At 67.4% G+C, this 25,035-nt stretch carries 22 protein-coding genes; 9 read left to right on the plus strand and 13 right to left on the minus strand.

The annotated features are described in order from the left end of the window. Window positions 1–11: 11 nt before the first annotated feature. Window positions 12–1,067 (plus strand): cupin domain-containing protein, encoded by a 1,056-nt coding sequence (locus ACNA0R_RS21890; RefSeq protein ID WP_415828182.1) that lies wholly within the window; start codon window positions 12–14, stop codon window positions 1,065–1,067. Here the strand turns inward: ACNA0R_RS21890 and ACNA0R_RS21895 are convergent. Next, window positions 1,043–1,639, minus strand: a complete 597-nt coding sequence (locus tag ACNA0R_RS21895; protein WP_415828183.1) for a TetR/AcrR family transcriptional regulator — start codon at window positions 1,637–1,639, stop codon at window positions 1,043–1,045. The genes ACNA0R_RS21890 and ACNA0R_RS21895 overlap by 25 nt on opposite strands. A 169-nt stretch (window positions 1,640–1,808) precedes the next feature. Between ACNA0R_RS21895 and ACNA0R_RS21900 the strand changes: the two genes are divergently transcribed. Further along, window positions 1,809–2,513, plus strand: a complete 705-nt coding sequence (locus ACNA0R_RS21900; protein ID WP_415828184.1) for a glutathione S-transferase family protein — start codon at window positions 1,809–1,811, stop codon at window positions 2,511–2,513. Between the two features lie 127 nt (window positions 2,514–2,640). Here ACNA0R_RS21900 and ACNA0R_RS21905 read toward each other — a convergent pair whose 3' ends face one another. The 3 genes from ACNA0R_RS21905 to ACNA0R_RS21915 are packed head-to-tail and all read right to left on the minus strand — an operon-like array spanning window position 2,641 to window position 4,880. Beyond that, window positions 2,641–3,411: an amino acid ABC transporter ATP-binding protein gene (locus ACNA0R_RS21905; RefSeq protein WP_415828185.1), complete on the minus strand. Its 771-nt coding sequence runs from the start codon at window positions 3,409–3,411 to the stop codon at window positions 2,641–2,643. Beyond that, entirely contained in the window at window positions 3,408–4,088 is a 681-nt protein-coding gene (locus ACNA0R_RS21910; RefSeq protein ID WP_415828186.1) for an ABC transporter permease subunit, read from the minus strand. Before ACNA0R_RS21910 ends, ACNA0R_RS21905 begins: the two co-directional genes overlap by 4 nt. 12 nt (window positions 4,089–4,100) lie before the next feature. Continuing rightward, the gene (locus tag ACNA0R_RS21915) at window positions 4,101–4,880 is read right to left on the minus strand and encodes an amino acid ABC transporter substrate-binding protein (protein ID WP_415828187.1); all 780 of its coding nucleotides are present in this window, start codon (window positions 4,878–4,880) and stop codon (window positions 4,101–4,103) included. A gap of 265 nt (window positions 4,881–5,145) precedes the next feature. Here ACNA0R_RS21915 and ACNA0R_RS21920 point away from each other — a divergent pair, with 265 nt between their 5' ends. Beyond that, window positions 5,146–5,718: a YceI family protein gene (locus ACNA0R_RS21920; RefSeq protein WP_415828318.1), complete on the plus strand. Its 573-nt coding sequence runs from the start codon at window positions 5,146–5,148 to the stop codon at window positions 5,716–5,718. A gap of 12 nt (window positions 5,719–5,730) precedes the next feature. Here ACNA0R_RS21920 and ACNA0R_RS21925 read toward each other — a convergent pair whose 3' ends face one another. After that, entirely contained in the window at window positions 5,731–6,465 is a 735-nt protein-coding gene (locus tag ACNA0R_RS21925) for a FadR/GntR family transcriptional regulator (RefSeq protein WP_415828188.1), read from the minus strand. 119 nt (window positions 6,466–6,584) lie between these two features. Between ACNA0R_RS21925 and ACNA0R_RS21930 the strand changes: the two genes are divergently transcribed. Continuing rightward, entirely contained in the window at window positions 6,585–8,111 is a 1,527-nt protein-coding gene (locus ACNA0R_RS21930) for a UxaA family hydrolase (RefSeq protein ID WP_415828189.1), read from the plus strand. Window positions 8,112–8,342: 231 nt separating this feature from the next. After that, the gene (locus ACNA0R_RS21935) at window positions 8,343–9,569 is read left to right on the plus strand and encodes a multidrug effflux MFS transporter (protein ID WP_415828190.1); all 1,227 of its coding nucleotides are present in this window, start codon (window positions 8,343–8,345) and stop codon (window positions 9,567–9,569) included. Window positions 9,570–9,603: 34 nt separating this feature from the next. Here the strand turns inward: ACNA0R_RS21935 and dapA are convergent, their stop codons facing one another. The 5 genes from dapA to ACNA0R_RS21960 all read right to left on the minus strand — a co-directional run bounded on the left by dapA (window position 9,604) and on the right by ACNA0R_RS21960 (window position 14,444). After that, window positions 9,604–10,509: a 4-hydroxy-tetrahydrodipicolinate synthase gene (gene dapA / locus ACNA0R_RS21940; protein ID WP_415828191.1), complete on the minus strand. Its 906-nt coding sequence runs from the start codon at window positions 10,507–10,509 to the stop codon at window positions 9,604–9,606. Window positions 10,510–10,526: 17 nt separating this feature from the next. Beyond that, window positions 10,527–11,645 (minus strand): cupin domain-containing protein, encoded by a 1,119-nt coding sequence (locus tag ACNA0R_RS21945; RefSeq protein ID WP_415828192.1) that lies wholly within the window; start codon window positions 11,643–11,645, stop codon window positions 10,527–10,529. 94 nt (window positions 11,646–11,739) lie between these two features. After that, on the minus strand, window positions 11,740–12,750 hold the full coding sequence (locus ACNA0R_RS21950) for an ornithine cyclodeaminase family protein (protein ID WP_415828193.1): 1,011 nt from the start codon (window positions 12,748–12,750) through the stop codon (window positions 11,740–11,742). Between the two features lie 8 nt (window positions 12,751–12,758). Then, the gene (locus tag ACNA0R_RS21955; RefSeq protein WP_415828194.1) at window positions 12,759–13,355 is read right to left on the minus strand and encodes a carboxymuconolactone decarboxylase family protein; all 597 of its coding nucleotides are present in this window, start codon (window positions 13,353–13,355) and stop codon (window positions 12,759–12,761) included. A gap of 48 nt (window positions 13,356–13,403) precedes the next feature. Beyond that, window positions 13,404–14,444, minus strand: a complete 1,041-nt coding sequence (locus ACNA0R_RS21960) for a Bug family tripartite tricarboxylate transporter substrate binding protein (protein WP_415828195.1) — start codon at window positions 14,442–14,444, stop codon at window positions 13,404–13,406. Between the two features lie 182 nt (window positions 14,445–14,626). On the opposite strand from ACNA0R_RS21960, the gene ACNA0R_RS21965 reads away from it, so the two are divergent. Then, entirely contained in the window at window positions 14,627–15,934 is a 1,308-nt protein-coding gene (locus ACNA0R_RS21965) for a citrate/2-methylcitrate synthase (RefSeq protein WP_415828196.1), read from the plus strand. Window positions 15,935–15,960: 26 nt separating this feature from the next. Here the strand turns inward: ACNA0R_RS21965 and ACNA0R_RS21970 are convergent, their stop codons facing one another. From ACNA0R_RS21970 to ACNA0R_RS21980, 3 genes are all read right to left on the minus strand, one after another. Further along, window positions 15,961–17,721: a thiamine pyrophosphate-binding protein gene (locus ACNA0R_RS21970; protein ID WP_415828197.1), complete on the minus strand. Its 1,761-nt coding sequence runs from the start codon at window positions 17,719–17,721 to the stop codon at window positions 15,961–15,963. Between the two features lie 74 nt (window positions 17,722–17,795). Then, a complete protein-coding gene (locus tag ACNA0R_RS21975) occupies window positions 17,796–19,289 on the minus strand; it encodes an aldehyde dehydrogenase family protein (RefSeq protein WP_415828198.1) in 1,494 nt (497 codons plus the stop codon). Window positions 19,290–19,493: 204 nt separating this feature from the next. Next, window positions 19,494–20,543 carry an NADP(H)-dependent aldo-keto reductase gene (locus ACNA0R_RS21980; protein ID WP_415828199.1) on the minus strand — a complete coding sequence of 350 codons (1,050 nt, stop codon included), beginning with the start codon at window positions 20,541–20,543 and terminating at the stop codon, window positions 19,494–19,496. A gap of 216 nt (window positions 20,544–20,759) precedes the next feature. Here ACNA0R_RS21980 and ACNA0R_RS21985 point away from each other — a divergent pair, with 216 nt between their 5' ends. From ACNA0R_RS21985 to ACNA0R_RS21995, 3 genes are read left to right on the plus strand one after another with little or no spacing between them, the layout of a single operon-like run. Beyond that, the gene (locus tag ACNA0R_RS21985) at window positions 20,760–22,064 is read left to right on the plus strand and encodes a cytochrome c (protein ID WP_415828200.1); all 1,305 of its coding nucleotides are present in this window, start codon (window positions 20,760–20,762) and stop codon (window positions 22,062–22,064) included. Continuing rightward, entirely contained in the window at window positions 22,061–22,594 is a 534-nt protein-coding gene (locus ACNA0R_RS21990; RefSeq protein WP_415828201.1) for a (2Fe-2S)-binding protein, read from the plus strand. Before ACNA0R_RS21985 ends, ACNA0R_RS21990 begins: the two co-directional genes overlap by 4 nt. Next, a complete protein-coding gene (locus ACNA0R_RS21995; protein ID WP_415828202.1) occupies window positions 22,591–24,894 on the plus strand; it encodes a xanthine dehydrogenase family protein molybdopterin-binding subunit in 2,304 nt (767 codons plus the stop codon). The genes ACNA0R_RS21990 and ACNA0R_RS21995 overlap by 4 nt, the downstream gene beginning before the upstream one ends. Window positions 24,895–25,035: the final 141 nt, after the last annotated feature.

Genomic DNA, 25,035 nt, shown 5'->3' on the forward strand with positions numbered 1-25,035 from the left:
AAGCAAAACCCATGGCCGCAACACCGGACTGGCTCAGCCGCCTGCTGGAAATGATCACCGTGACGGGCCAGTTGGAGATCCGCTGCGCCTACGGCGCGCCGTGGCGGATCGTCGAGGCGCAGTCGGCGCCGCGCGAAATCCCCTATCACGTGGTGCTGAAAGGCAGCGCCATTCTGGAAGATCCGGAAGACAAGTCGGTGCGCGAACTTGGGCCCGGCGACATCCTGATGTTGCCGCACGGGTCGGCGCATATTCTGCACGACGGCAGCGGCCGGGCGCCCAGGCCGGCGACATCGCGCGGCATGGCGAATCTGACGGTCAGCGAAAACGGCGGCGGTGAGCCGCGACTGGACATGCTGTGCGGGCGTTTTTTCATCGCGCCGCCGCATGATCGCTTGATCCGCGGATATCTGCCGACCAGGGTGGTGGTCCATGCGGACGCCGCGGGGTTTCGTTCGGAGCAGGCGCGGGAACGGCAGCAGGAGCAGGAGCAGGAACCGGAACAGCGGCGAGGACAGCGGCTCAGGCAGGCGCCATCCGGTGCCGATCAGCCGGCTGGCCAGCTCGCGGCGCTGGTCGGCCTGATGCGGGCCGAGACCGTGGCGGACACGCTGGGCGGCCGCGCGATGCTGAATGCGCTGTCATCCGCCCTGTTCACCCTGGCGCTGCGCGTCGCCGGTGATGCCCGGCAAGCGCCGCAAGGCTTGCTGGCCCTGGCCGGACACCCGCGCCTGGCGCCCGCCTTGTCGGCGATATTCAACGAGCCAGCCCGGCCGTGGACCTTGCCCGAGCTTGCCGCGCTATGCAGCATGTCGCGCGCGACCTTCATGCGGCACTTCCAGGACAAGCTGGGGCGGACCGCCTACGACCTGCTGACCGACGTGCGCATGAGCCTGGCGGCGAATGAGCTGAAACGGCCATCGGCCACGGCCGAAGCTGTCGCGGAAGCCGTCGGCTATCAATCCGTGGCCGCATTCCGGCGCGCGTTCGCACAATGGATGGACATGACGCCGGGTGAATGGCGGCGCATGGCGCGCGCCGGTCAGCCGGACGAGCCGGCGGGCTGAAGCGAGGCCACCGCGGCGCGCACCATGCCATGCAGCAGTGCCGGCTCGGGCCGGGAGCGCGCCAGGACACGCAGGCCGAGTTGCACGCCCAATAGCATGCGCGCGAGGTCGGCCGCGGACTGGGACTGGGTAATCGTGCCGTCTCGCTGTCCCGCCCGCACGCAGCGGCGGAAGAAACTCTCGATCCGCCGCAACACGTCCGCGACGCGTTCACGCAGTTCCGGATCGCGCGGGGCGGACTCCAAGGCCGCATTGACGAGCATGCAGCCTTTCCTGTGCGGGTCTCGCAGCGATCGTTCGATCATTTCGGCGAAGAAGCCTTCGATCGCCTTCATCGGCCCGCGGGATTTAAGGCGATCGATACGATCGACGACGCTGATGTCGATGTAGTGTTCCAGCGCGCGGCGATACAAGGCCGGCTTGTCGCCGAAGGCGTTGTACAGGCTCGCTCCCGTCAGGTCCATGGCATCGGCCAGGTCCCTGACCGACGCGGCCTCGTAGCCATGTTGCCAGAAATATTCCAGCGCCCGGTCCAGCGCCTGCGTTTCGTCGAATTGTCGTGGACGACCCATGGATCGTATTCCCGCGCGATAAAGATTCGGTCCGGGGACAGCCCCGGTTGACGATTTTAGAACGACTGATTTAAAACACCAGGATCGGAGTGAGGCAGCCACCGATGGCCGCCCGAATCCGGCCGGGGCGCGATCCCGCCCTCCGTTCCATCCGCAGAAGGCAGGTTCGATGATACGTTTCTATTTCCACCCCACGCCCAATCCGGCCAAAGTGGCCCTGATGCTGGAAGAAACCGGGCTGCCGTACGAGGTGATCCCCGTCGACACCAGCAAGGGACAGCAGCATGATCCCGCCTTCCGGGCCATCAATCCCAACGGCAAGGTGCCCGCGATCGTGGATACGGAGGGGCCGGCCGGCGGGCCGATGACGGTGTTCGACTCCAGCGCCATCCTGCTCTATCTGGCGGAAAAAACCGGCAAGCTGCTCGGACAGCCACGCGATAAGGGCGAGCTGTTGTCCTGGCTGTTCTTCATCGGCACGGGGCTGGGGCCGTTTTCGGGGCAGGCGGTGCACTTCCAGCACGCGGCGCCCGAAGGCCTGGATTACGCGGTCAACCGCTATCGGCGCGAAGCGGAGCGGCATTATCAGGTGCTGGACGACCGCCTGGCCGGGCGCGACTACATCGTTGGCGATGACTACACGATCGCGGATATTTCCGCGTGGGGCTGGCTGGACCGTGCCTCGCGCGTGCTGAAGGGCGCGGCGGAGCCGCTGGCCCCCTATCCGAACATCGCCCGTTGGTTCAAGCACATCGACGCGCGCCCCGCCGCCGCGCGGGCCCGCAAGGTGGGCACCCAGTTCGAGTTCAAAACCGTGCGCGACGAAGAAGCTCAACGCGCCCTGTTCCCTTCCAACTATCCTCCCGCGCCGTAGCGCGCGCCGACCGGTATCCGGCCGGGGCGATGGTCCCGCTGATTCGGTTCGCGTAATGCCGGGATATTCGCGCCACGCGCGAATCAGGCGGAGCGCCTGGGAGCCGAGGGTTTTGGAGGCGCGGACCCTATGCCGCCGCCCAAGTGCGCGGCAGGCCCTCGGTCAGGGTGGCGACGAATTCGCGGGTGCGCGCCTGGCTGGGACGGGTGAAGACCGTTTCGGCGGAGCCGGTTTCGATGACGGCGCCGTTTTCCAGGAAGATCACCTGCTGGGCGATGCTGGCGGCCAGGCGCAGGTCGTGGGTGGCCATGAGCATGGTCATGCCCTCGGCCGCCAATTGCCGCAATACGTCGACCACTTCCTTGGCCAGGCCGGGGTCCAGCGCGGATGTCGGCTCGTCGCATAGCAGCACGCGCGGCGAGGGCGCCAGGGCGCGGGCGATGGCGACGCGCTGCTGCTGTCCGCCGGAAAGCGTCGCCGGCCAGACCTCCGCCTTCTCCAGCATGCCCACCTTGGCGAGCAATTCGCGCGCGCGTTCGGCCGCGCGCTCGCGCGGCCAACGCTGGACGGTGACCAGACCTTCCATGACGTTCCCCAGCACTGTGCGATGCGGGAACAGCTGGAAATTCTGGAACACCATGCCGGTCTGCTTGCGCACGCTTTGTATCGCGGCGAAGGGCGTGCGCACGCCGGGCTGGAAGGCGATGCGCGCGTCGCCCAGTTCGAGCTGCCCGGATTCAGGCACTTCCAGCAGGTTCACGCAACGCAGCAGCGTGCTCTTGCCGCTGCCGGACGGTCCGATCAAGGCCGTGACGCTGCCTTCCGGAACGTCGATACCGACGTCCTTCAGCACATGGACCTGGCCGAAATGCTTCTGGATATGCGATAGCCGGATCATTGCGCCGTTCCCGCGAAAACCGCGTGCTTGCCGAAGCGCTTTTCCAACCGGACCTGCGCCGAAGACAGGACGGTGCTGAACACCAGATAGATGAGCGCCGCCTCCGTATACAGGATCAAGGGTTCGTAGGTGACCGAGGCGATGCGCTGGGCGGCCTGGAAGATTTCCGGCACGGTCAGCACGGCGGCCAGCGACGTATCCTTGACCAGCGCGATAAAGGAGTTCGATAGCGGCGGCACGGACACGCGCGCGGCCTGCGGCAGGATGGTGCGGCGTATCGCCTGCCAGCGCGTCATGCTCAATGAGTAGGCGGCCTCCCACTGCCCTTTGGGAATGGACTCGATCACGCCCCGTATGACTTCGGAGTTATAGGCCCCGACATTCAGCGTGAAGCCGATCAGCGCCGCGGGCAAGGGATCCAGCACGATGCCGATATTGGGCAGCCCGTAGAAAATCACGAACAGCTGCACCAGCAGCGGCGTGCCGCGTATCAGCCAGACGTAGAAGCGCACCAGCGCCACCGCGGGCGCCGGTCCGAACAGGCGTATCAAGGCCACGGCGAAGGCCAGCAGCAGTCCCGCGAAAAAGGAAATCAGCGTCAGCGGGACCGTGAACTGCAGCCCCGCCTTGAGCAGGGGCCAGAACGAATCCGCCATCAATTGCAGCCAGGCCGGCACGGCGATCCTTCCTTATTGCGCCGACAGGTCCGTGCCGAAATACTTGACCGATATTTTCTTGTAGGTGCCGTCCGCCTTGATGTCGGCCAGCGCCTTGTTGATGGCGGCCAGCAGTTCGGGATTGCCCTTGCGCAACAGCACGCCGGACTCGCTGTACTCCGCCGACTTGTCGCTGGCGACGGCTTTGACCTTGGCGTCGGGCTTGTGCTTCTTGAAGTCCAGGAAGGACAGATTGTCGTTGATGGTCGCGTCGACGCGGCCCGACAGCAGCAGTTCGATCGCGTCGTTGAAGCCCTGCACGGGAACGACTTCGGCGCCGTACTTCTGCGCCAGCTTGCCGAAGTTGCTGGTCAGGGTGTTGGCGGACCGCTTGCCCTTCAGGTCGTCGAAGGACTTGATGGCCGTATTGTTGTCGCGCACGATCAGCACCGCCTGCGACGCGATATACGGAGTAGAGAAATCGTACTTGGCCTTGCGCGTGTCGTTGATGCCGACCTGGTTGATGACGGCGTCATAGCGCCGCACGTCCAGGCCCGCGATCAGGCCATCCCATTTGCCTTCGACGAAGTCCGCCTTCACGCCCAGGCGTTGCGCGATGGCGCGGCCGATCTCCACGTCGAACCCGGTCAGGCCCGACGCGTCGTGATAGGAAAACGGCGCATAGGTGCCCTCCGTGCCGATCTTGATCGCGCCGGCCGCCTTGATGCGGGCCAGGTCGTCTTCGGCATGGGCCATCGTCGCGCCGGCAAACGCCAGCAGTCCGGCCAGCAGGGCGGAAAAGATACGCTTCATCGCGGTCTCCATTTATCTATCGACAGGCCCCCACGCGGCCCGATACCGCCGCTGGTCGCCTCGCCGGCCGCCCAGGTTGGGCGGCCGCTCGCGTAACAGAACCAGCAGCGACGAATCAAAGAGGGACAGGTAAGATATGTCCGATTCGCACTCTAGCAGGCTCGCTATTTTTCCACAAAGCATAAGCCGACGTATCAATATGCCGCCCGGAAATAAACGGCCATTCCACAGTCCTCTCAACGATACGAGGTTTTCCATGCGCTTCATGACCCCGTCCCGCGCGGCCATTGCCGCCTGCGCACTGCCTTTCGCCGCCCTGGCCGAACCCGTGACGTACCAGCTGGACCCCGACCACACCTATCCCAGCTTCGAGGCCGACCATTTCGCCGGCGCGTCGATCTGGCGCGGCAAGTTCAACAAGACCCGCGGCACGGTGGTGCTGGACGCCACGGCGGGAACCGGCACGGTGGACGTGACCATCGACATGGCCTCGGTCAACACCGGCAACGCGGGCCTGGACGACCATCTGCGCGGGGACAAGTTCTTCGACGTGCAGCGTTTCCCGACCGCGACGTACAAGGGCAGCAAGGTCGTCTTCAAGGACGGCAAGCCGGTGGAAGTGGATGGCACCTTCACCCTGCACGGCGTATCGCATCCGCTCAAGTTGGAGCTGCTGTCCTTCAAGTGCTACCAGAATCCGATCGCCCAGAAGGAAGTGTGCGGCACCGAAGCGACGGCGACTTTCGACCGTGACGCCTACGGCGTGGGATTCGGCAAGGAATATGGCTTCTTCATGAAGACCACGCTGCATATCCAGGCGGAAGGGATCCGCCAGTAGCCCAGGCCGGCCTCAGCCTTGCAGCTCGAACTGCCGGCCGACGAATTCGATGTGCTGGCGCATCGCCAGCGCGGCATCGTCGGGTGACTGGCGCAGGATCGCCTCGCAGATGGCGACGTGCTGGCGCAGCCGTTCGACGGAGCGGCGCGTGGCCAGCGCGGCATCGCGTCCGGCATCGTAGGTATTGCGCGTGATGTGTTCGCGCAGGGACGCGATGGCATTGGCGTAGAAGCGGCCCATCATCATGTTGTGCGACGCGCTGGCCAGTTGCGCATGGAAGGTGGCGTCCGCGGCGGCTTCGGTGGCGACGTCGCCGTCGCTCACCGCCTTTTGCATGGTGTCCACGGTCGCGGCCAGCTGGCGGCGTTCCTGCGCGTCGGCGCGCTGCGCGGCGAAGCGCGCGGCCGCGCACTCGAACACCATGCGGAATTCCAGCGTATCCGCGCGCAGCGCCGGCTGCGCGTCGACCAGCCCCAGCCAGGGGGCGGGCGGCCACGGCGTCGCGGCCGTCATGGGCCGGTCGCTGGCGATGAAGACACCGCTGCCTTGCCGGGTTTCCAGCATCCCGCGCGATACCAGCCGCTGGATGGCGGCGCGCACCGTCGTGCGCGAAACCTGGAAGCGCTGCGCCAGTTCGCGTTCCGGCGGTAGCCGCGGGCGCCCGTCCAGGCCATATTCCAGGACGAGACGTTCCAACGACTGCATGGCGTGCTGCAAGGCGCTCGATGAGGGCGTGAGGCGCGGCATGCGGGGTTCCTGGAAAGTGGTCCAACCAATTTGCTCGGGCTGAAGCGATTATCCCATGATGGCGGAGCCCGCGTCCCATGGCGCCGCCGCGACCGCGGGCCTATATCGAGGAGACCGCCATGGATAGCCTGTCCCCCATCATTCTGCTGCACGAGCACGACGACGTCGCGATCGCCCGCCGCGCCCTGGCCGCCGGTGTCGAGCTGCCGCAGGCCGGCGGCGTGGTGGTGCGCGCCGATGTGCCGGCCGCGCACAAGGTGGCGCTGCGCGCCGTGGCCGCCGGGCAACCGGTGCACCGCTACGGCCAGATCATCGGCTTCGCGACGCGCGACATCGCGCCGGGGGATCATGTCCACACGCACAATGTGTCGATAGGCGAGTTCGAGCGCGATTACGCTTTCGGCCAGGACGTGCGGACGGTGGCGCCGGCCGCCGCGCCGCTGACTTTCCAGGGCATACGGCGCGCGGATGGCCGCGTGGCCACGCGCAATTACATCGGCGTCATCAGCACGGTGAATTGCTCGGCGACGGTCAGCAAGAAGGTGGCGCAGCATTTCGCCGCGCCGGGACGCCTCGAGGCTTATCCCAATGTGGACGGCGTGGTGCCGCTGACGCACAGCTTCGGCTGCTGTATCGACCACAACGGCGAGGGCATCCAGCAGCTGCGCCGCACCATCGGCGGCTTCGCCAAGCACGCCAACTTCGCCGGCGTGCTGGTGATCGGCCTGGGTTGCGAGGCGAACCAGATGGGCGCGATGTTCATGACCGGCGGCATCGAGCCCGGCCCGATGATGGTGCCGCTGGTCATGCAGGAGCTGGGCGGTACGCACAAGACCGTGGAGGCCGCCATCGCCGCCATAGCGCAAATGCTGCCTGCCGCCAACGCGGTCCGCCGCGAGGCGCTGCCGCTGTCGCACCTGACGGTGGCGCTGCAATGCGGCGGTTCGGATGGTTATTCCGGCATCACCGCCAACCCGGCCCTGGGCGCGGCGGTGGACCTGCTGGTGCGGCATGGCGGCACGGCGATTCTTTCGGAGACGCCGGAAATCTACGGCGCGGAGCATCTGCTGACGCGCCGGGCGATTTCGCGGGAGGTCGGCGAGAAAATCGTCGAGCGCATCCATTGGTGGGAATCCTATGCCGAGCGCGAAAAAGGCAGCATCGACAACAATCCGACGCCGGGCAACAAGGCGGGGGGCTTGACCACCATCCTGGAGAAGTCCTTGGGCGCGGTCGCCAAGAGCGGCTCGACACCGCTGATGGGCGTGTATCGCTATGCCGAGCCGGTGGATACCCACGGCCTGGTTTTCATGGACGCGCCCGGCTACGACCCCATGGGGGCCACGGGGCAGATCGCCAGCGGCGCCAACCTGGTGGTGTTCACCACCGGCCGCGGTTCCTGTTTCGGCGCCAAGCCGGCGCCGTCGATCAAGGTGGCCACCAATACGCAGATGTACCGGCGCATGATCGATGACATGGATATCAATTGCGGCGACATCATGGAAGGGCGTGCGACCGTGCAGGGCAAGGGCGAGGAGATCTTCCGCGCCATCATCGACGTGGCCTCGGGTGCGCCCAGCAAGAGCGAGGCGCTGGGCGTGGGCGACGAGGAGTTCGTGCCCTGGATGATAGGGGCGCAGATGTAGCGCGGCTGCCTCAGGCGGCCGCGGCCGCCGGCACGCGGGCCGTGCATGCGGCGCATGGCGCCGGTCTTCCCGCGGCACGCGGGCCGCGCCGCCGCCGCGTGGCTGGCCGGCGGGGCGGGCGCGGCGCAACCCGCCCCGCCGGCGGGTCCATGGCGGGAGACAGCGGGAGAGGGGCGGTCGCGGCTGTGGAATAATGCCTGCGCCCCACCAGCCGGGGCGCCTTCACATCCGATGACCCCGCGACTGCGCATTTCCCCCCATTCCTTCACCTTCATCCTGTTCTGCGGCGTGCTGACGGCTTTCGCGTCGCTGTCCATCGACGTCGGCCTGCCGGCCTTCGGCGCCGTGGCGCGCGACCTCGGCACGGATGCCGCCCGCGTGGCGATGAGCCTGAGCATCTTTTTCGTCGGCTTTGCCGCCGCGCCGCTGGTGTACGGACCCTTGTCCGACCGGCTCGGCCGGCGGCCGCTGCTGCTGTTCGGCCTGGCCTTGTATGCGCTGGGCGCGGCGGGTTGTACGTTCTCGGAATCGATATCCACCTTCCTGGCCTGGCGGCTGGTGCAGGGCGCCGGCGCCGGCGCGGCGGGGGTGCTGGCGATCAGCCTGGTGCGCGATCATTTCGAAGGCACGCGCGTGCGCGAACTGCTGTCCCATATCGCCATCATCCGTGTCATCGCGCCCATGGTGGCGCCGTCCGTGGGCGCGGTGCTGCTGAACATCGGCAACTGGCGCTGGATCTACGCCATGATGACCATCGCCGGATTCGCCATGCTGGCGGTGGTATGGCTGGGGCTGGAGGAATCCGCGCCGCGCCTGCGCCATCCGAAGGCGCAGCGACCGCCCGCGGCGCCGGTGGCCGGCGCCTATCTGGCCCTGCTGCGCAAGCCCGCGTCGCTGGGCTACATGATGATCTGCGCGCTGAAGTTCGGCAGCCATTTCGCCTACGTCACGGGCGCGTCGCTGGTGCTGATGGAAGCCCTGGGCGTATCGCCGCAGCTGTTCGGCCTGCTGTTCGCCATGACGGCGGCGGGCATCATGCTGGCGTCTTTCCTGAGCGGCAGGCTGGCGGGCCACGTGGCCGGCGACACGCTGATCCGCATCGGTCTTTCCGTCGCGCTGTGTTCCGCCCTGATCATGCTGGCGTTGACGCTCACGGGCCTGCTCACGCCCTGGAACCTGATGCCCTTCTTCATCGTCAACACGTTCTGCTATGGCCTGATCACGCCCAGTACGCAGCAGGGCGCGCTGCAGCCGCTGGGAGCGATCGCCGGAGCAGCCTCGGCGATGATGAACGCGCTGATGATGGGCATCGGCGCCTTCGCCAGCGCCATGGTCAGCCGTTTCTTTCCCGCGCTGGGCGTGGTGGCGGTGACGGGCAGCATGGCGGTGTTCTGCGCCTTGTCGCTGGCGGTGTTCCTGCTGATGCGCCGGCGCGGCGCGACGATATTGCAGCTTTGACGGCCGTTTTCCCATCGCCCGCGGCAGGACACAACTAGCGTGCCGTCAGGTCCAGCTTGTCGGCCAGTTCGTCGATGCGTCGCTCGAGTTCCGGCGTGGCGGGCATCATCGGCAGCCTATGCTCGTTGCGTTCCAGCAGCCCGAGCCGCTTCATCAGATACTTGAGCGGAATCGGGTTGGTGTCCCAGAAGACCATTTTCATCAGCTCGAACAGCTTGTAGTGCAGGGCGCGCGCGGCCTCCAGCTGCCCTGCTCGCACCAGGTTGCACAACTCGGCCACTTCGCGCGGCGCGACGTTGGCCACGGCGTTCATGGTGCCGCCGGCGCCCAGGCACATCATGGGGAAGGTGAATTCCTCCAGCCCCACGAAGACGCGGAAGTCCGGACCGAAGCGGTGCAGCATCTCCGTCACGAAGGAGTGGTCGTCCACCGCATGCTTGATGCCGACGAAGTGCGGCAGGGCCTCGGCGATGTCTTCCAGCGTGCGCAGGTCGGTCTTGAAGGCGGTGCGGCCGGGGATGTGATACATCATCAGCGGAATATCCACGCGCCGGCCGATATCGATGAAGTACGCCGCCACGCCACGCTGCGGCGGCCGTATGTAGTACGGCGTCACCAGCAGCAGCGCGTCGGCGCCCGCCTTGGCCGCGTGCTCGCTGAGCACCGCGCTTTCCGCGTGCGACTGCGATCCGGTGGCGGCGACGACCTGCACGCGTCCGCGCGCGGCCTGCACGGCGACGGTGACGGCCTGGTTGCGTTCCTCCACGGTCAGCGTCGACGGTTCCGACGTCGTACCGTTGATCAGGACGCCGTGCGTGCCGTTCCTGGCCTGGAAATCGATCAGGCTGGCCAGGCGGTCGTAGTCCACCTTGCCATCCTTGAACGGTGTCACGATAGGGGGGATGGACCCGCGCAGGGCGTCCTTCTGCAGATTGATCATTCCGTGCTCCAGCGTGTTCAGGCGGCCTTGCGATTGGTCATGAATCCTTCCTGCTTGCCCAGCACCACGGCGGGGTGGTGCAGGTCTTCCTGCCACAGCAGCGATTCCATGTAGATGTTCAGCGGCTGGTCCTGCACGGTCAGCTCGTACACGTAATCGTCGTAGGAGGCATGGTTGTGCACGGCCCAGCCGGGCGCCGACAGCATCAGGTCGCCGGCCTTCCATTCGTAGCGATTGCCCGCCACGCTGCTGTAGCCGCTGCCGGAGAAGTAATAGTTGATCGCCGCCGAGACATGGCGATGCGGGCGATCGATGATCTTGGGCGGCCGGATCGTCATGGTGGCGAAGAAGTTGGGCGTGATGCCATTGAAGCGGCCGGTGGCGGGGTTGTAGTACATGTACAGGCGGCGGCCGATGTATTCCTTGCCCAGTGCTTCCAGCTTGTCCAGCTGCGGCTTGACCTTGTCCCAGGCGAAATGCAGCGGACGCGACTCCACCGCCGTCGGGTTGATCAGCGTCTCATAGGGCATCAGCAGTCCGCCGTCGTCGGTGATGGGGAACATGCCGTAGGGGTTGCGGCGGCGCGGATCGTCGGCGGCCTTGGCCGGGGCGGCGGCCGGCGCGGTATCGGATGGCGCGGTGACGTCGGCCACGTAGATGTCCATGAATTGCAGCAGCGGCACGTTGGAATAGGTCAGGCGCACCTGCAGGTCCTGACCGTCGTTGTAGTGGCGGTAGTGGGCATAGCTGGGGTGATTCCAGACGTCGTACTGCTTGAACGCGATGCGCTGGCCGGCGACCTCGGTCACGCCCTGGCCACGGATGCAGAAATTGACCTCGGTGGCGTTGTGCCGGAAAGGCTCGGTGCGTTCGCCGGGTTTGAGCACGGACAGGCGCACCTGGATGCCGGGCGCCATGCCGGGCGCGAACTCACGCGCCGAAGGATGGACGATCAGCGATTCGCGGCGTCCGGACGCGGGCAGCGGCGACGAGGCCAGGCGTTCGACTTCGGCGTCGATCTCTTCCTTGGTCACGACGATGGGCGCCCATTGCGTGTTGCGCGATTCGGGCGGCTGGCCGCCGCAATCGATGAAGCTGCCGTTGACGCGGGCGAAGTCGCGGTGGTATTCGCTCATGGTTCGGTCTCCCTATATATCTATCGAGATGGTGGATATGCGTGCCGGTATGGGCGGGCAAAGGTGGGCGCGGGGATGGGTGGCGTGCGCTCCATCATCCGGCCTGGGCGGCCGGCGCCGCCGCGAAGAACCTGGGCTTGCTCTTGACGGGCGCCGGCATGGCGCGGCCCACGCCTTGCAGCCGCGCGCGGCGCAGGATTTCGGCGCCCAGGGCGACGTCGGAAATGCCCATGCCCATGGCCTTGAACAGCGTCAGGTCGGCATGCGCCGGCCGGCGCTCCTGGCGCAGGATGCGCTCGGACAGCGTTTGCACGCCGCGCCAGTCGTCGCCGTAGCGTGTCTGGAACTCGCGCGACAGCGCGCGGGCGCTGGCCAGATCGTCCACCACCACGGCGGCGGCACGATCGAACACGCCTTGTTCGAATTCTTCGCGGTCGGGCGCGATCGCGCCGATGGCGTTGACGTGGGCGCCCGGGGCCACCATGCCGGCCGATAGAAAGGGTTCGCGCGCGCGTGTCGCCAGCGTGACGACATGGGCGCCGTCGCAGGCGGCCGCCATGCCGGCGCAGGCGCGGGCCCGCACCTGGCGATCGCCGAACTCGTCGGCGATGCGGGCGGCGAAGTCCTCGCGCTTGGCCGCGGTCGGGCTATACACGCGCACTTCCCGGATGTCGCGCACGGCCAGTACCGCGGCGACCTGGGACAAGGCCTGCTTGCCGGTCCCCGCCATGGCGAGCACTTGTGCGTCCGCGCCCGCCAGCCAGTCGGTGGCCAGCCCCGTGGTGCCGCCGGTGCGCAGATTACCCAGCGCGAAGGCCTCGATCACCGCCGCCAGCTGGCCGTCGTGGGCATTCCACAGCAGCAGCAATGGACTGGTGCCGCCTTCGGTATGAGCCCAGGTCTTGGTGCCCACGTAATCGCCCAGGCGGGCGCCCAGCGCGTGCAGGTTGTTGCGGCCGAACTGCAGCATGGTCTTGGGCATGCTTTCGGCCTGCCCCTGCGCCTGCAGGCGCAGGCCTTGTTCCAGCGCGGGGATGGCCTCGGATAGCGTCAGCAGGGATGTGACCTGCGATTCGGTGATCCAGACGGGGTCTGCGTTCATCATGGTTCCTGTCATGGCTTGGTCGTGCATGGGGCCGGCGCCGTGGGCGGCAGGCCGAAGCCGTCTTCCCAGATCGAGGGCACCGGCGGCGCGAGCTGGAAGGTGTTGACGATCAAGGCGTGCGTGACGTAGCGGCCCGCGAGCATGGCCACCGCCACGGCCTGCCCGGCGGGCAGCAGGGCCGCCACGCGTTCGAACTCGGCCTGGGCGCGCAGGCCGTGCGTGGCCAACGCGGCGATCACGTAGGCCTGCACCGCGCGTTCGGTATCCGTCATCAGCGTGGCGCGATCCGGCTCCAACCGCTCGACCTCGCTGATCCATTCGCGCTCGAAACCCAGGCGCACGCATAGCCGCTCATGCTGGTTGCGTTCGTAGGCGTTCTCCATCAGCGTGGCGGTGGTCAGCACCGCGGTCTCCGCCAGGCGATCGGGCAGCGCCTCTTTGAGGGCCTCGGTGAACTGCATGAAGGTCAGCAGCACGCCTGGCGCATGGCCGCCGACCTGGAATAGCTCGCCCAGGTAGTTCAAGCGCCGTACGCGCGGCGTCAGGTAGTCGGCCAGGTCGGGCCGCATGTCTTCGAGTTGCAGTCGGGGAATCGCGGCGCTCATGAACCGTTACTCCCGCCATGCGCGCCGCGAGGGGCGTCGCGCGTGCCGTCAATCGATGGTGATGTGGTATTCATCGGCGAGCTTTCTCCATTTCACCAGTTCGTCGGCGATCTGCTGCTTCAGTTGCGGACCGTCCATGTCCAAAGGCACGAACAGGCGCTGCGTCAGCGCATCGCGGGTGTCCTTGTCGCGCGCCAGCGCCAGGAACTCCTTGCGCAGCTGGTCGACCAGCGGCTGCGGGGTTTTCGCGGTGACGAAGAACCCCAGCCAGACGGCGAAGTCGTAGTCCTGGAATCCGGGCATTTCCGCCAGCGCCGGCACATCGGGATGGAAGGGGACGCGGTGCTTCGTGGCGACCGCCAGCAATTTGATCTTGCCGCTCTTGAGCTGCGGGTCGATGTTGGAGATGGCGTTGAACATGACCGGCACCTGGCCGCCCAGGCCATCGGTCAGGGCCGGCGCGCAGCCCTTGTACGGCACGTGGACCATGTCGATGCCGGCGCGATGGGCGAATTCGACGCCGGCGAAATGCTGGGCCGTACCGGTGCCGCAGGACGAAAAACTGAGCGTGCCGGGGTGGGCCTTGCCGTAGGCGATCAGTTCCTGCACCGAGTTCACCGGCAGCTTGCTGCTGACCGCCAGCGCCACGGGCGTTTCGGCGATGGCGACGATGGGCGTCAGGTCCTTCAGCAGATCGAAGTTCTGCTTCACGCCCAGGGCCGCATTGACGGTCATGGTGTTGTTGCCGATGAGGATGACCTCGCCGGTGGGCGCCGAGCGGACCACGTACTCGCTGGCGATATTGCCCGATGCGCCCGCGCGGTTTTCGACGATGAACGTCTGCTTGAAGATCTCGCCCAGTTTGGGCGAGAGCATGCGGCCGATCACGTCGGTACTGCCGCCGGGCGGGAAGGCGGACACGAGCGTGACGGGATGTTCGGGGTAGGCGGCGTGACAGGCGCCTGCCAGCACGACGGCCGGCGCCAGGGCCAGCGCGGCACGGCGGGGGACCGCTGCCCACCGCGCCGCCGACGCGAGGATCGCGCGGGCGGCGGCCGGTTTGGGCGCGGGGGCGTGGCGATGGTACATGCTTGTCTCCGGGAGTTTTTGGTTTTCTATGGTTTTCTGGATAGGCGATGCCATCGTAGAATTCAAATCAACGTATGTATAGATTGATTTACAATCAATCAACCCATCGCGTCCGCTCCCGGCGGTCGCCCTTCGCCTCACCCGTATCGCCGCTGTGCCAGGCACAGCGCATGGAATTCCGGATGGAAAATTCACGCAGGAAAGTCGCCGCTCCGACGGCACGCGAGGACGCGTCCGGCCACGTCGCCGGCACACTGGTGGATGCCCGCACGGCGATCGAACGCCTGGGCATCAAGATGCAGACGCTATACGCCTATGTCAGCCGGGGCTGGATACGCGTGGTGCCGGCGGTGGGCGGGAAGGGCAATCTCTATTACGCGGAAGACCTGGAGGCCCTGGGCGCGCGCGGCCGCGCCCGGTCCACGACCGGCGCCGGCGGCGAACGGATGATCCGCTGGGGTGGCAACGCGGTGATGCAGACCTCGATCACCGCCATCGGTCCCGACGGTCCGCGCTATCGCGGCAAATCGGCGGCGGATCTGGTGCGCGCGCATCGCACCTTTGAAGAGTGCACGGAATTGCTGTGGAACGGCATACTGCCGGACGCGCCGGTGGTGTGGCAGCCCGCGCGGCCCGGCGCGGGATTCCAGGCGCTGGCCGACGGCATCACGCAAGTGGCGGCGCGCAATCAATCGCGCCGCCTGCTGTCGGTGGCGGTGGAGGCCTACGCCGCCAGCCTGGGCCGCAACCCCGAACTGACGCTGGGCGCGCCGACGCTGGCGGCGCGCCAGCTGACGCAGGCGATGGCCGCCGCGACCGGGCTGCTGGCGGCCAGGCCGTCTTTCGTGCTGGACGATGCGCCGCGCGCCATCGCCGCGGTGCTGGCCGGCAATCTGGGCATCAAGGCGACGCCGGCGCATGTGCGCATCCTGGACGCCGCCTTGATCCTGAGCGCGGACAACGAACTCGCGCCGGCGACCTTCGCGGCACGCATCGCGGCGTCGGCGGGCGCGGATCTGTTTTCCTGCGTGACGACGGCGCTGGGCGCTTTCGAAGGCATGCTGACCGGCCTGGGCTGCGAGCAGGCCGAAGCGGCGCTGGCCCAGGCGAAGACCGCGGACGCATACCTCGAACATCTGAAAGGGCTGCTTGCGCGCAAAAGCCCGGTGCCGGGCTATGGGCATCCGCTATATCCCGAAGGCGACCCGCGGGCGACGCTGCTGCTCGAACTGGCGCGCGAGATCGGGCCCGCCGGCGCGCGCGGAAGGACGGCGCTGAAGTGCGTGGACCGCGCACATGAAGAGCTGGGCCTGAAGGCGAACCTGCCGATGGCCTTGGCCGTTCTCTGCGCGGTGCTGGCGACGCCGGCCGGCGCGCCGGGCGCACTGATGTCCGTCGGCCGCGCGGCGGGGTGGGTGGCGCATGCGCTGGAACAGCGGCTGGCCGGATTCCTGGTGCGGCCCCGAGCGCGCTATATCGGGCCTTCCTGATCACCGGGCAGCCTGCGCGGCGCCTTCTAGTCTCCGCGCTTCAAGGCGTTCGCCATGGCTGGCGCGTACTCGCGCCCCACGCGGACGTCGACGACGGCGACCTTGCCTTCTTGCACCGCGGCGATGGCTTCGGCGAGCACACGTTCCAGCTCGGCGCGCGTGGCAATATCGCCCCAGGCCACGGCGCCTTGCGCGCGGGCCATCGCCGCGACGTCGATCTCGGGCGTTTCCAGGCGTTGTCCTATCCACTTGTTCTCGACGGGCCTGTCGCGTACCACCGCGACTTTCTCCTGGTGTACCTCATCGTTGAAGAAAGACCGGTTGTTGGCGATGATGGCCAGCAGCGGAATACCGTAGCGCACGGCGGTCCAGAAAGCGGTGACGCCCATCAGGAAATCGCCGTCGCCCAGCACGGCCACGGGCAGGCGTCCGCTGCCCTTCAGCGCCAGTGCCGAGCCGACCGCCATGCCGGGACCCGAGCCTACCCCGGCGCCGCCGTCGTATCCGAGGTAATCCAGCGGATGCGCGAAAGGATGCGCGTCGCCCGGCCATCCCAGATTGGCGCGCATCAGGCAGGCGGGGGCGTTGCGCCGCAGATGTTCGCTGATCGCGCGGGCGAAGACAGTCAGCGGGATGCCGTCCGGTCCGTTGGCTTCTTCGCGCGGCGCGCGTGACGGCGCGGCGGCGTCGCGGGGCGTCCATCGCGCGGGCCCGAGCGCCGGCAAGGCGGCCAGCGCCTGCGCGGTGAACTCGTCCGGATCGCACATCAGATAGGTGTCGATTCCCGTCAGGCCCTGGTGCTCGCCGCCGAAACCGTTGTGCAGGGTCTGGTCCAGCGATACCTGGACGACGTGCGCCGGCGCCGTGTCGGTGCCGAAGGCGGTGCGCAGCGTACCCGCCAGGTCCACCCAGTCCAGGCTGAGGATGACGTCCGCTTCGCGCAGCGCCGCCAGGCCTTCCTGTCCCATGAAATACCCGGGCGCCGCGCCGTGCAGCGGATGGCGCGTAGGAAACGCGGCGCCGACCTTGAAATCGGTCAGCACCGTTGCGCCGCAGTGCTCCGCCAGCGCGACGCGGCGCTGCCAGTCTCCTTCATCGCGCGATACCCGTCCGGCCAGGATCAGCGGCCGCCGCGCCTGGTACAGAAGGCCGGCGACTTCGCGCGCCACATCGTCCGATACGCCGGGGCGCCGCGGCGGTTGATAGCGGCGCAGGGCCGGCAGCGCCGGCGCGTCCGCGCAGGGCGCTTCCTGCAGCGCGCTGTCGAAGCACACGTAGGTCGGACCCTGCGGCAGCGTGGTGGCGATCTGGCGCGCGCGCAGCATGGCGTCGCGCGCGGCTTCCAGCGAGGCCGGCTCGGCGTCCCATTTGACGAAGGTGCGTACCAGCGCACCCTGATCCTTGGACGTATGCAGCCAGTCTATCCAGGGCCGCCGGCGTGCCGTGTCCACCGGCCCGGTGGCGCCGAACACCAGTACCGGTACGCGGTCGCAATAGGCGTCGAAGATCGCCATGGACCCGTGCATCAGGCCGACGTTGGCGTGCAGGACCGCGCCCATGGGGCGGCCCGTCACCTTGGCATAGCCATGGGCGATGGCGACCGCGTGTTCTTCGTGCAGTACCGTCAGCATGCGCGGCGCTTCGTCTCCCAGATAATTGACCAGGCTGTCGTGCAGGCCGCGAAAGCTGGCGCCCGGGTTCAGGGCCACGTATTCGAGGCCGATATGGCGCATCAGGCTGGCCAGGTAGTCGCTGCCCCAGCGCGGGGCGGGTAGATCGTTTTGCATGGGAATCCAGGAGGAGGCGGGCGTTGATCCGCCATGACGGTGATGTTCTGCGGTCCCGGCGGATGCCGGGATCTTCATTCCAGCGTGACGTTGATGTTCTTGACCTGCGTGAACTCCAGCAGCTCTTCCTTGCATTCCTCACGCCCGATGCCGGACCGCTTGTAGCCGCCGAAGGGCGCGCCGATGAAGTGGCTGGACGAGCCGTTGACCCATACGTATCCGGCCTGCACGCGCGCGGCGGCGCGGTGCGCGGTGGCCAGATCGCGCGTCCAGATGGAAGCCGTCAGGCCATACTCCACGCCGTTGACCGCGGCGAACAGCGCGTCTTCGTCCGACCATTTGATGACGGCAAGGACAGGGCCGAATATCTCTTCCCTCGCCACGCGCATGGCCGGCGTGACGTCGGCCAGGATGGTGGGTTCGACGAAATAGCCCTCGCGCAACGCGGGATCTTCGCAGCGGCGCCCGCCATGAGCGACCCGCGCGCCTTCGGTGGTGGCCGAGGCGATGTACGACAGGGTCTTGTCCATCTGGTCGCGCGAGACCAGCGCCCCCATGGTCGTGCGCGTATCGGTGGGCAGGCCCGGCCTGTGCATGTCGGCCGTCAGCGCCACGATGCGCGCCAGGATGTCGTCGTGGATGGATGCGTGCAGGAACAGCCTGCTGGTCGAGCCGCAGGACTGGCCGCACCAGGTGAAGTTCATGCCGCGCACGGCGCCCAGCGCGGTTTTCGCCGGGTCGGCGTCCGGATACACCAGCATGGCGTTCTTGCCGCCCAGCTCCAGCAGGACTTTTTTCAAGCCGTCCGCGGCGGTGCGCATCACGGCCTTGCCGGCGTTGACGCTGCCTATCAATGCCACCGCCGCGACATCGTCGTGGGCGGACAGCGCCGCGCCGGTGGCGCGGTCGCCCGTCAGGCAGTTCAGTACGCCGGGGGGGAAGATATCGCCGATCAGCTCGAACAGCCGCAAGCTGGACAACGGCGCCTGTTCGGGCGGCTTGACGATGACGGTGTTGCCGGCGGCCAGCGGCGCGGCGATCTTGCCCGCGGCGAACATGAAGGGATGATTGAAGGGGATGATGCGCGCCACCACGCCCAGCGGTTCGCGCACGGTGTAGTCCAGCGAGCCGTTCTGGGTAGGGATGGTTTCGCCCTTCAATTCCAGTACCAACCCGGCGAAGTATTCCAGCTGCGTGGCGGCGATGACGGCGTCGTCGCGCATCTGCCGCACCGGATTGCCGCAATCGGCGGCGTCGATCAGCGCCAGCTCCCAGGCATGTTCGCGGACGATGGCGGCGGCGCGGCGCAGCAGGGCGGCGCGTTCCAGCGGCGGCGTGGCGCGCCAGGCGGCGGCCGCCACGCCGGCCGACCGTACCGCGGCATCGACGTCGGCCGCGCCGGCGACGGCATAGGGTCCCAGGTCTGCCTGCGTGGCGGGATTGACGCTGCGCGCCTGCGCGCCGGATAGCGGCTCGTGCCAGCGGCCACCGTAATACAGCGCGCGCCGCGTGGGCAGGGCGGCGGCGACACGGCTCGAAAGATCGGGGTTTTCTTCGCTGGCGCTCATCGCTATCCCTGGCAGGCTGTGGGTTGAGGAGGCGGCCGCATGCCGCCGACTCGAACAGCCTATCGCCATGGATACATATGGGTCAATCTTGATTTCAAATCAACGTAATGGCGGATTCCCGATGCATGGCGCCGCCGCGCCGCACAATGAAAAAGGCCTTCGAAGACGGCTTCGAAGGCCTTTCACGATGGGGGCCGGGAAGGCTTACGGCGCCGGATTCGGCAGGCGGCGATGTATCGCCTCGATCTCCGCGATGATGCCGGCATCCAGCGTGACGTTTACGCTGTCGATGTTCTCCTTCAACTGCGCCAGGTTGGTGGCGCCGATCAGGTTGCTGGTGACGAAGGGCCGCTGGTTGATGAAGGCCAGCGCCAGTTGCGTCGGCGTCAGGCCATGCTGCTTCGCCAGCGCGACGTACGCGCTGCTGGCCGCTTCGGCTTGCGGGTTGCTGTAGCGCGTGAAGCGCGAGAACAGCGCCAGGCGCGAGCCTTCCGGCCGCGCGCCGTTCTCGTACTTGCCGGTCAGCATGCCCATGGCCAGCGGGGAGTAGGCCAGCAGGCCGACGCCGTCATGATGGCTGAACTCCGACAGGCCTTGCTCGAACAGGCGATTCAGCAGGCTGTAGGCGTTCTGGATGGACACGATGCGCGGCAGGCCATCGACTTCCGCGTGGCGGATGAACTGGGCGACGCCCCAAGGTGTTTCGTTCGACACGCCGATATGGCGCACCTTGCCTTGCTTGACGAAGTCCTGCAGCACGGACAGCGTTTCCGCGATGGGCACGGTGTGATCGTCCTTGACCCAGGGATAGGCATGCTGGCCGAAGGTCATCGTGGTGCGGTCGGGCCAGTGCAGCTGGTACAGATCCAGGTAGTCCGTCTGCAAACGCTTCAGGCTGGCGTCCAGCGCCGCGGTCAGGTTCTTGCGGTCGTGGAAGGTCTTGCCTTCGCGGATATGCCCGGGGCGCTTGGGGTCGCGCACCGGCCCGGCGATCTTGCTGGCCAGCACGATGTCCTGCCGCCGCTTGCTCTTGGCGATCCAGGTGCCGATATAGGTTTCGGTGCGGCCCTGCGTGTCCGCCTTGGGCGGCACGGGATACATCTCGGCGGTATCGACCAGATTGACGCCGTGCTCCAGCGCGTAGTCCAGCTGCTGGTGCGCGTCGGCTTCGGAATTCTGCTCGCCGAAGGTCATGGTGCCCAGGCCGATCAGGCTGACGTCGATATCGGTACGGCCAAGTTTGCGGTATTTCAAGGCAGTTGCTCCGGAAGGGAAGGTGGGGCAGGCCCCAGGCGTGGCGATGTTACACCCCGGGCCCGCGGCATAGCGGTCATGCCGAGCGCGGCATAGGGGGATTTTGCGTAAGCTGGCGAATATCCAGATCGTGGAAACTTCAACGAATTTCAATCGGATGTCAGGGACCGGCGCTACAGTCCGCCCCAACGCCGTTTTCGCATTGAAGGGGTTCGGATGAAAGGCAGATCCATCGCGGCAGGCGTGCTGGCGATCGTGGTGTTGGGCGGAGCGGCCGCCTGTTCGATTGCGTACCGCGCCGCCATCGACCCCATCGACCCGCCGGCGGCATCATCGTTCGATGCGCAGTCGGTCGCGCGGGGCGCGCAGTTGGCGGCCATCGGCGACTGCGTGTCCTGTCACACCGCCGGGGGCGGCAAAACCTATGCCGGCGGCACGCCGCTGGATACGCCCTTCGGCACCCTGTATAGCACCAACATCACGCCGGATCCGCGGACGGGTATCGGCAATTGGTCGTTGGCCGCGTTCACGCGGGCGATGCGCGAAGGGGTGTCGCGCGATGGGCATCTGCTGTATCCGGCGTTTCCATATCCCCACTTCACCCGGATGTCGGACGCCGATATCAAGGACGTGTACGCGTACATGATGACGCGCACGCCCGTGCGTGCGCCGGCGGCTGACAACAAGCTGATCTTTCCGCTGGGCTTCCGGCCGCTGATCGCGGGTTGGAATTTGCTTTACCTGCATCCCGGGCCGCTGCCGGAGGACGCCTCGCACAGCGCCGAGTGGCTGCGCGGGCGCTATCTGGTCGAAGGGCCCGGGCACTGCGCGGCCTGTCATACGCCCATGACGGCGCTGGGCGCCGAAGACAGCGGCAAGCCCTTTGCCGGCGGCAGCATCGATGGCTGGGACGTGCCGCCGCTGAATGCATTGGGGCATAGGCAGCCGGCCTGGACGGTCGGCCAGTTGACGTCCTATCTGCGCACCGGCCTGGCCAACGAGCATGGCGCGGCCGCCGGGCCGATGGAGCCGGTCACGCGCCAGCTCGGCCTGGTGTCCGAGAGCGACGTGCGCGCGATGGCGGTGTATCTGCTGTCGCTGGATGGCTCGCCGCCGGCCTCGCCGGCCTCCATCGCGTCGCAGCCCGCGCCGGCATCCGCGCCGGCCAATGCGGCTGACGCCGAGCGTCTGCAACGCGGCGCCGTCCTGTTCAGTTCCACCTGCGCTGCGTGCCACGCCGCCTCCGCTCCGATGACCACCATCGGCGATCGCCCGTCGCTGGCGCGCAGCTCCGTCGTCAATGCGGACAGCCCGCGCAACGCCATCAACCTGGTCCTGCAAGGCATCCCCCTGCGGGGATCCGCCGCCTCCCACTACATGCCTTCCTTCGCGCACACCTTGAACGATCAGCAGGTCGCCGACATCCTGGCCTTTACCCGCGTGAGCATCGCGCAGCGTCCCGCCTGGACCGGACTGGACGGATCGGTCGCGAAGATCCGCAAGGAGCACACGTCCAAATGATTACCCTGACCGTCAACGGCACGGCGCATGAGCTGGACATCGACCCTTCGATGCCCCTGCTGTACGCGCTGCGCAACCATCTGGAATTGAACGGCGCCAAGTTCGGCTGCGGCATGGGCCAGTGCGGCGCCTGTACCGTCATCGTCGACCAGGAGCCGGTTTTCTCCTGCCAGTTTCCGGCGGCGGCCGCGCAAGGCCGCAAGATACGGACGATCGAAGGACTGGGAACCGCCGAACATCCCGGCCCCTTGCAGAAGGCCTTCATCGACAAGCAGGCCGCGCAGTGCGGTTACTGTATCGCCGGCATGGTGATGCGCGCCCAGGCCCTGCTGGACCGCAATAGCGCTCCCAGCGAAGCGGAAATCCGCGCGCATATGGAACCCAATCTGTGCCGCTGCGGCACGCATATGCGCATCCTGGCCGCGATCGCGGACGCGGCGGCGGCCATGCGCGCCGCCGGCGCCAGCAACGGCACCACCAACGGCACCACCAACGGCCAGGCGGTCGCCGTCACCGGAGCCGGCAAATGAATGCATCTTGGAAGGCTCATCCGAACGCCCGCCGCGGCGACCTTCGAGACGCATCGCCGGACGCAGTGCGCGATCGGCCCCACGACCCCACGCGCCGCCGCTTCCTGGCGGCCGGCGCGATTACCGTGGGTTTCTCCTTGCTGCCGCACATGCCCGCCATGGCGCAGGAAGGCGCGGCCAAGGGTCCCAAACTGCCGGGCAACCTGAACACGACGCCCATGCTCGACGCCTGGATAAGACTGGACGAAACGGGCAAGCTCACCGTCTTCACCGGCAAGGCCGAGCTCGGCACCGGCGTGCGCACGGCGTTCATACAGATCGCCGCCGAGGAGCTGGATGTCGCGCCGGAAGCGGTGCACCTGGTGACGGCCGATACGGCGCGCACGCCGAACGAAGGCTATACCGCCGGCAGCCATTCGGTGGCCGATAGCGGCACCGCCATCCTGAACGCCGCCGCCCAGGTGCGCGGACTGCTGGTGCAGGCCGCGGCGACGCGCCTGCAGGTCGGCGTCGATACGCTGAAGGTCGCCAAGGGCGTGATCCAGGCGCCCGACGGCCGTCGCCTGAGCTATGGCGAAGCGGTCGCCGGCCTGGACCTGCATCGCGCGGCGCAGCCGGAATCGCCATTGAAGGATCCCCGCACCCATACGGTGCTGGGCCAGTCGATGCCGCGCGTCGACATCCCGGGCAAGGTTACCGGCGGCGCCAGCTATGTGCAGGACATGCGCCTGCCCGGCATGGTGCATGCCCGCGTCGTGCGCCAGCCTTCCTACGGCGCGAAGCTGATCAAGGCCGATTTCGACGGTGTGCAGGCCATGCCTGGCGTCATCAAGGTGGTGCGCGACGGCAACTACCTGGCGGTGGTAGCCCAGGACGAATGGCAGGCCATCGTCGCCATGCGCGCCTTGACGCAATCGGCGCAATGGGAAGAGACCTACGTCCTGCCCGATGAAGCCGGCATCCACGACTACCTGAAGACGCTGCCCTCGCGGGAAATCGACGTGATCGACCGCAAGGGGCCCGCCGCGCCCGCCGTGCGGACGCTGAAGGCGCGCTTTTCCAAGCCCTACCTGACCCACGGTTCGATCGGGCCGTCCTGCGCCATCGGCCATTTCGACAATGGCGCGATGACCGTGTGGACGCATACGCAGGGCGTCTTCCCGCTGCGCAAGGGGCTGGCGGAAATGCTGTCGTTGCCGCAGGACAAGGTGCGCTGCATCCATGTGGAAGGCTCGGGCTGCTACGGTCACAACGGCGCCGACGATGTCGCCGCCGACGCCGCGCTGATCGCCCGCGCCGTGCCCGGACGGCCGGTGCGCGTGCAATGGATGCGCGACCAGGAACATACCTGGGAGCCCGCCGGCCCGCCCATGGTGACCGAGGTGCAGGCCTCGCTGGACGCCCAGGGCAACATCGTCGATTGGCAGTACGAAATCTGGAGCAACGGCCACAATCAGCGCATCGACAATGCCGGGCGCATGATTCCGACCTGGGCGCTGGCGCAGCCCTTCACGCCGGCGCCGCCCGTGCCCATTCCCATGCCGGAGGGCGGCGGCGACCGCAACAGCATCCCGCTGTACGCCTTCCCGAACACCAGGGTGCTGCACCACTTCATCCCCGAGATGCCCTTGCGCGTGTCGGCGATGCGGTCGCTGGGCGCCTATATGAATATTTTCGCCATCGAGAGCTTCATGGACGAACTCGCGGCGGCGGCCAAGGCCGATCCGGTGGAGTATCGCCTGCGGCATATCAAGGATCCGCGCGCCCGCGACGTGATCCAGCTGGCGGCGCAGCGATTCGGCTGGGATCCCGGACGCAAGCGCGAACCCGGCCATGGGGTCGGTTTTTCCTTCGCCATGTACAAGAACCTGATGGCTTATCTTGCCATCGCCATGGAGCTGACGGTGGACCGCGACACCGGCGAAGTCCATATCCATCGCGCCGTGTCGGCGATCGATACCGGGCAGATCGTCAATCCGGACGGTGTACGCAACCAGGTGGAAGGCGGCATCATCCAGTCCACCAGCTGGACGCTGTACGAGCAGCTGCACTTCGACAAGCGCAAGATCACCACGTTCGACTGGAACACCTACCCCATCCTGCGCTTCTCGAATGTGCCGGACAAGATCGAAGTGCACCTGATAGACCGTCCCGGCGCGCCCTTCCTGGGCGCGGGCGAGGCGTCGCAGGGACCGGCGTCGGCCTGCGTGGCCAACGCCATCGCCGACGCCACCGGCATGCGCCTGCGCAGCACGCCGCTGGCCGCCGGCCCGCGGCTGAAGGACTATCCGCACGTGTAGGACTGGCCAGCCGGCTTCTCATGCCGGCTGTATCGCTTGCAGGACCACGGCCGGCGTGGCGGCGGACGCCAGCCGGAATGAAAAAGGGCGCGGCTCCAGGCCGCGCCCTTTGCTTCCGCGGCCGGCCTGCGTGGCCGGACC

Source organism: Bordetella sputigena (assembly GCF_965137885.1).
Lineage (GTDB): Bacteria > Pseudomonadota > Gammaproteobacteria > Burkholderiales > Burkholderiaceae_B > Bordetella_C > Bordetella_C sputigena.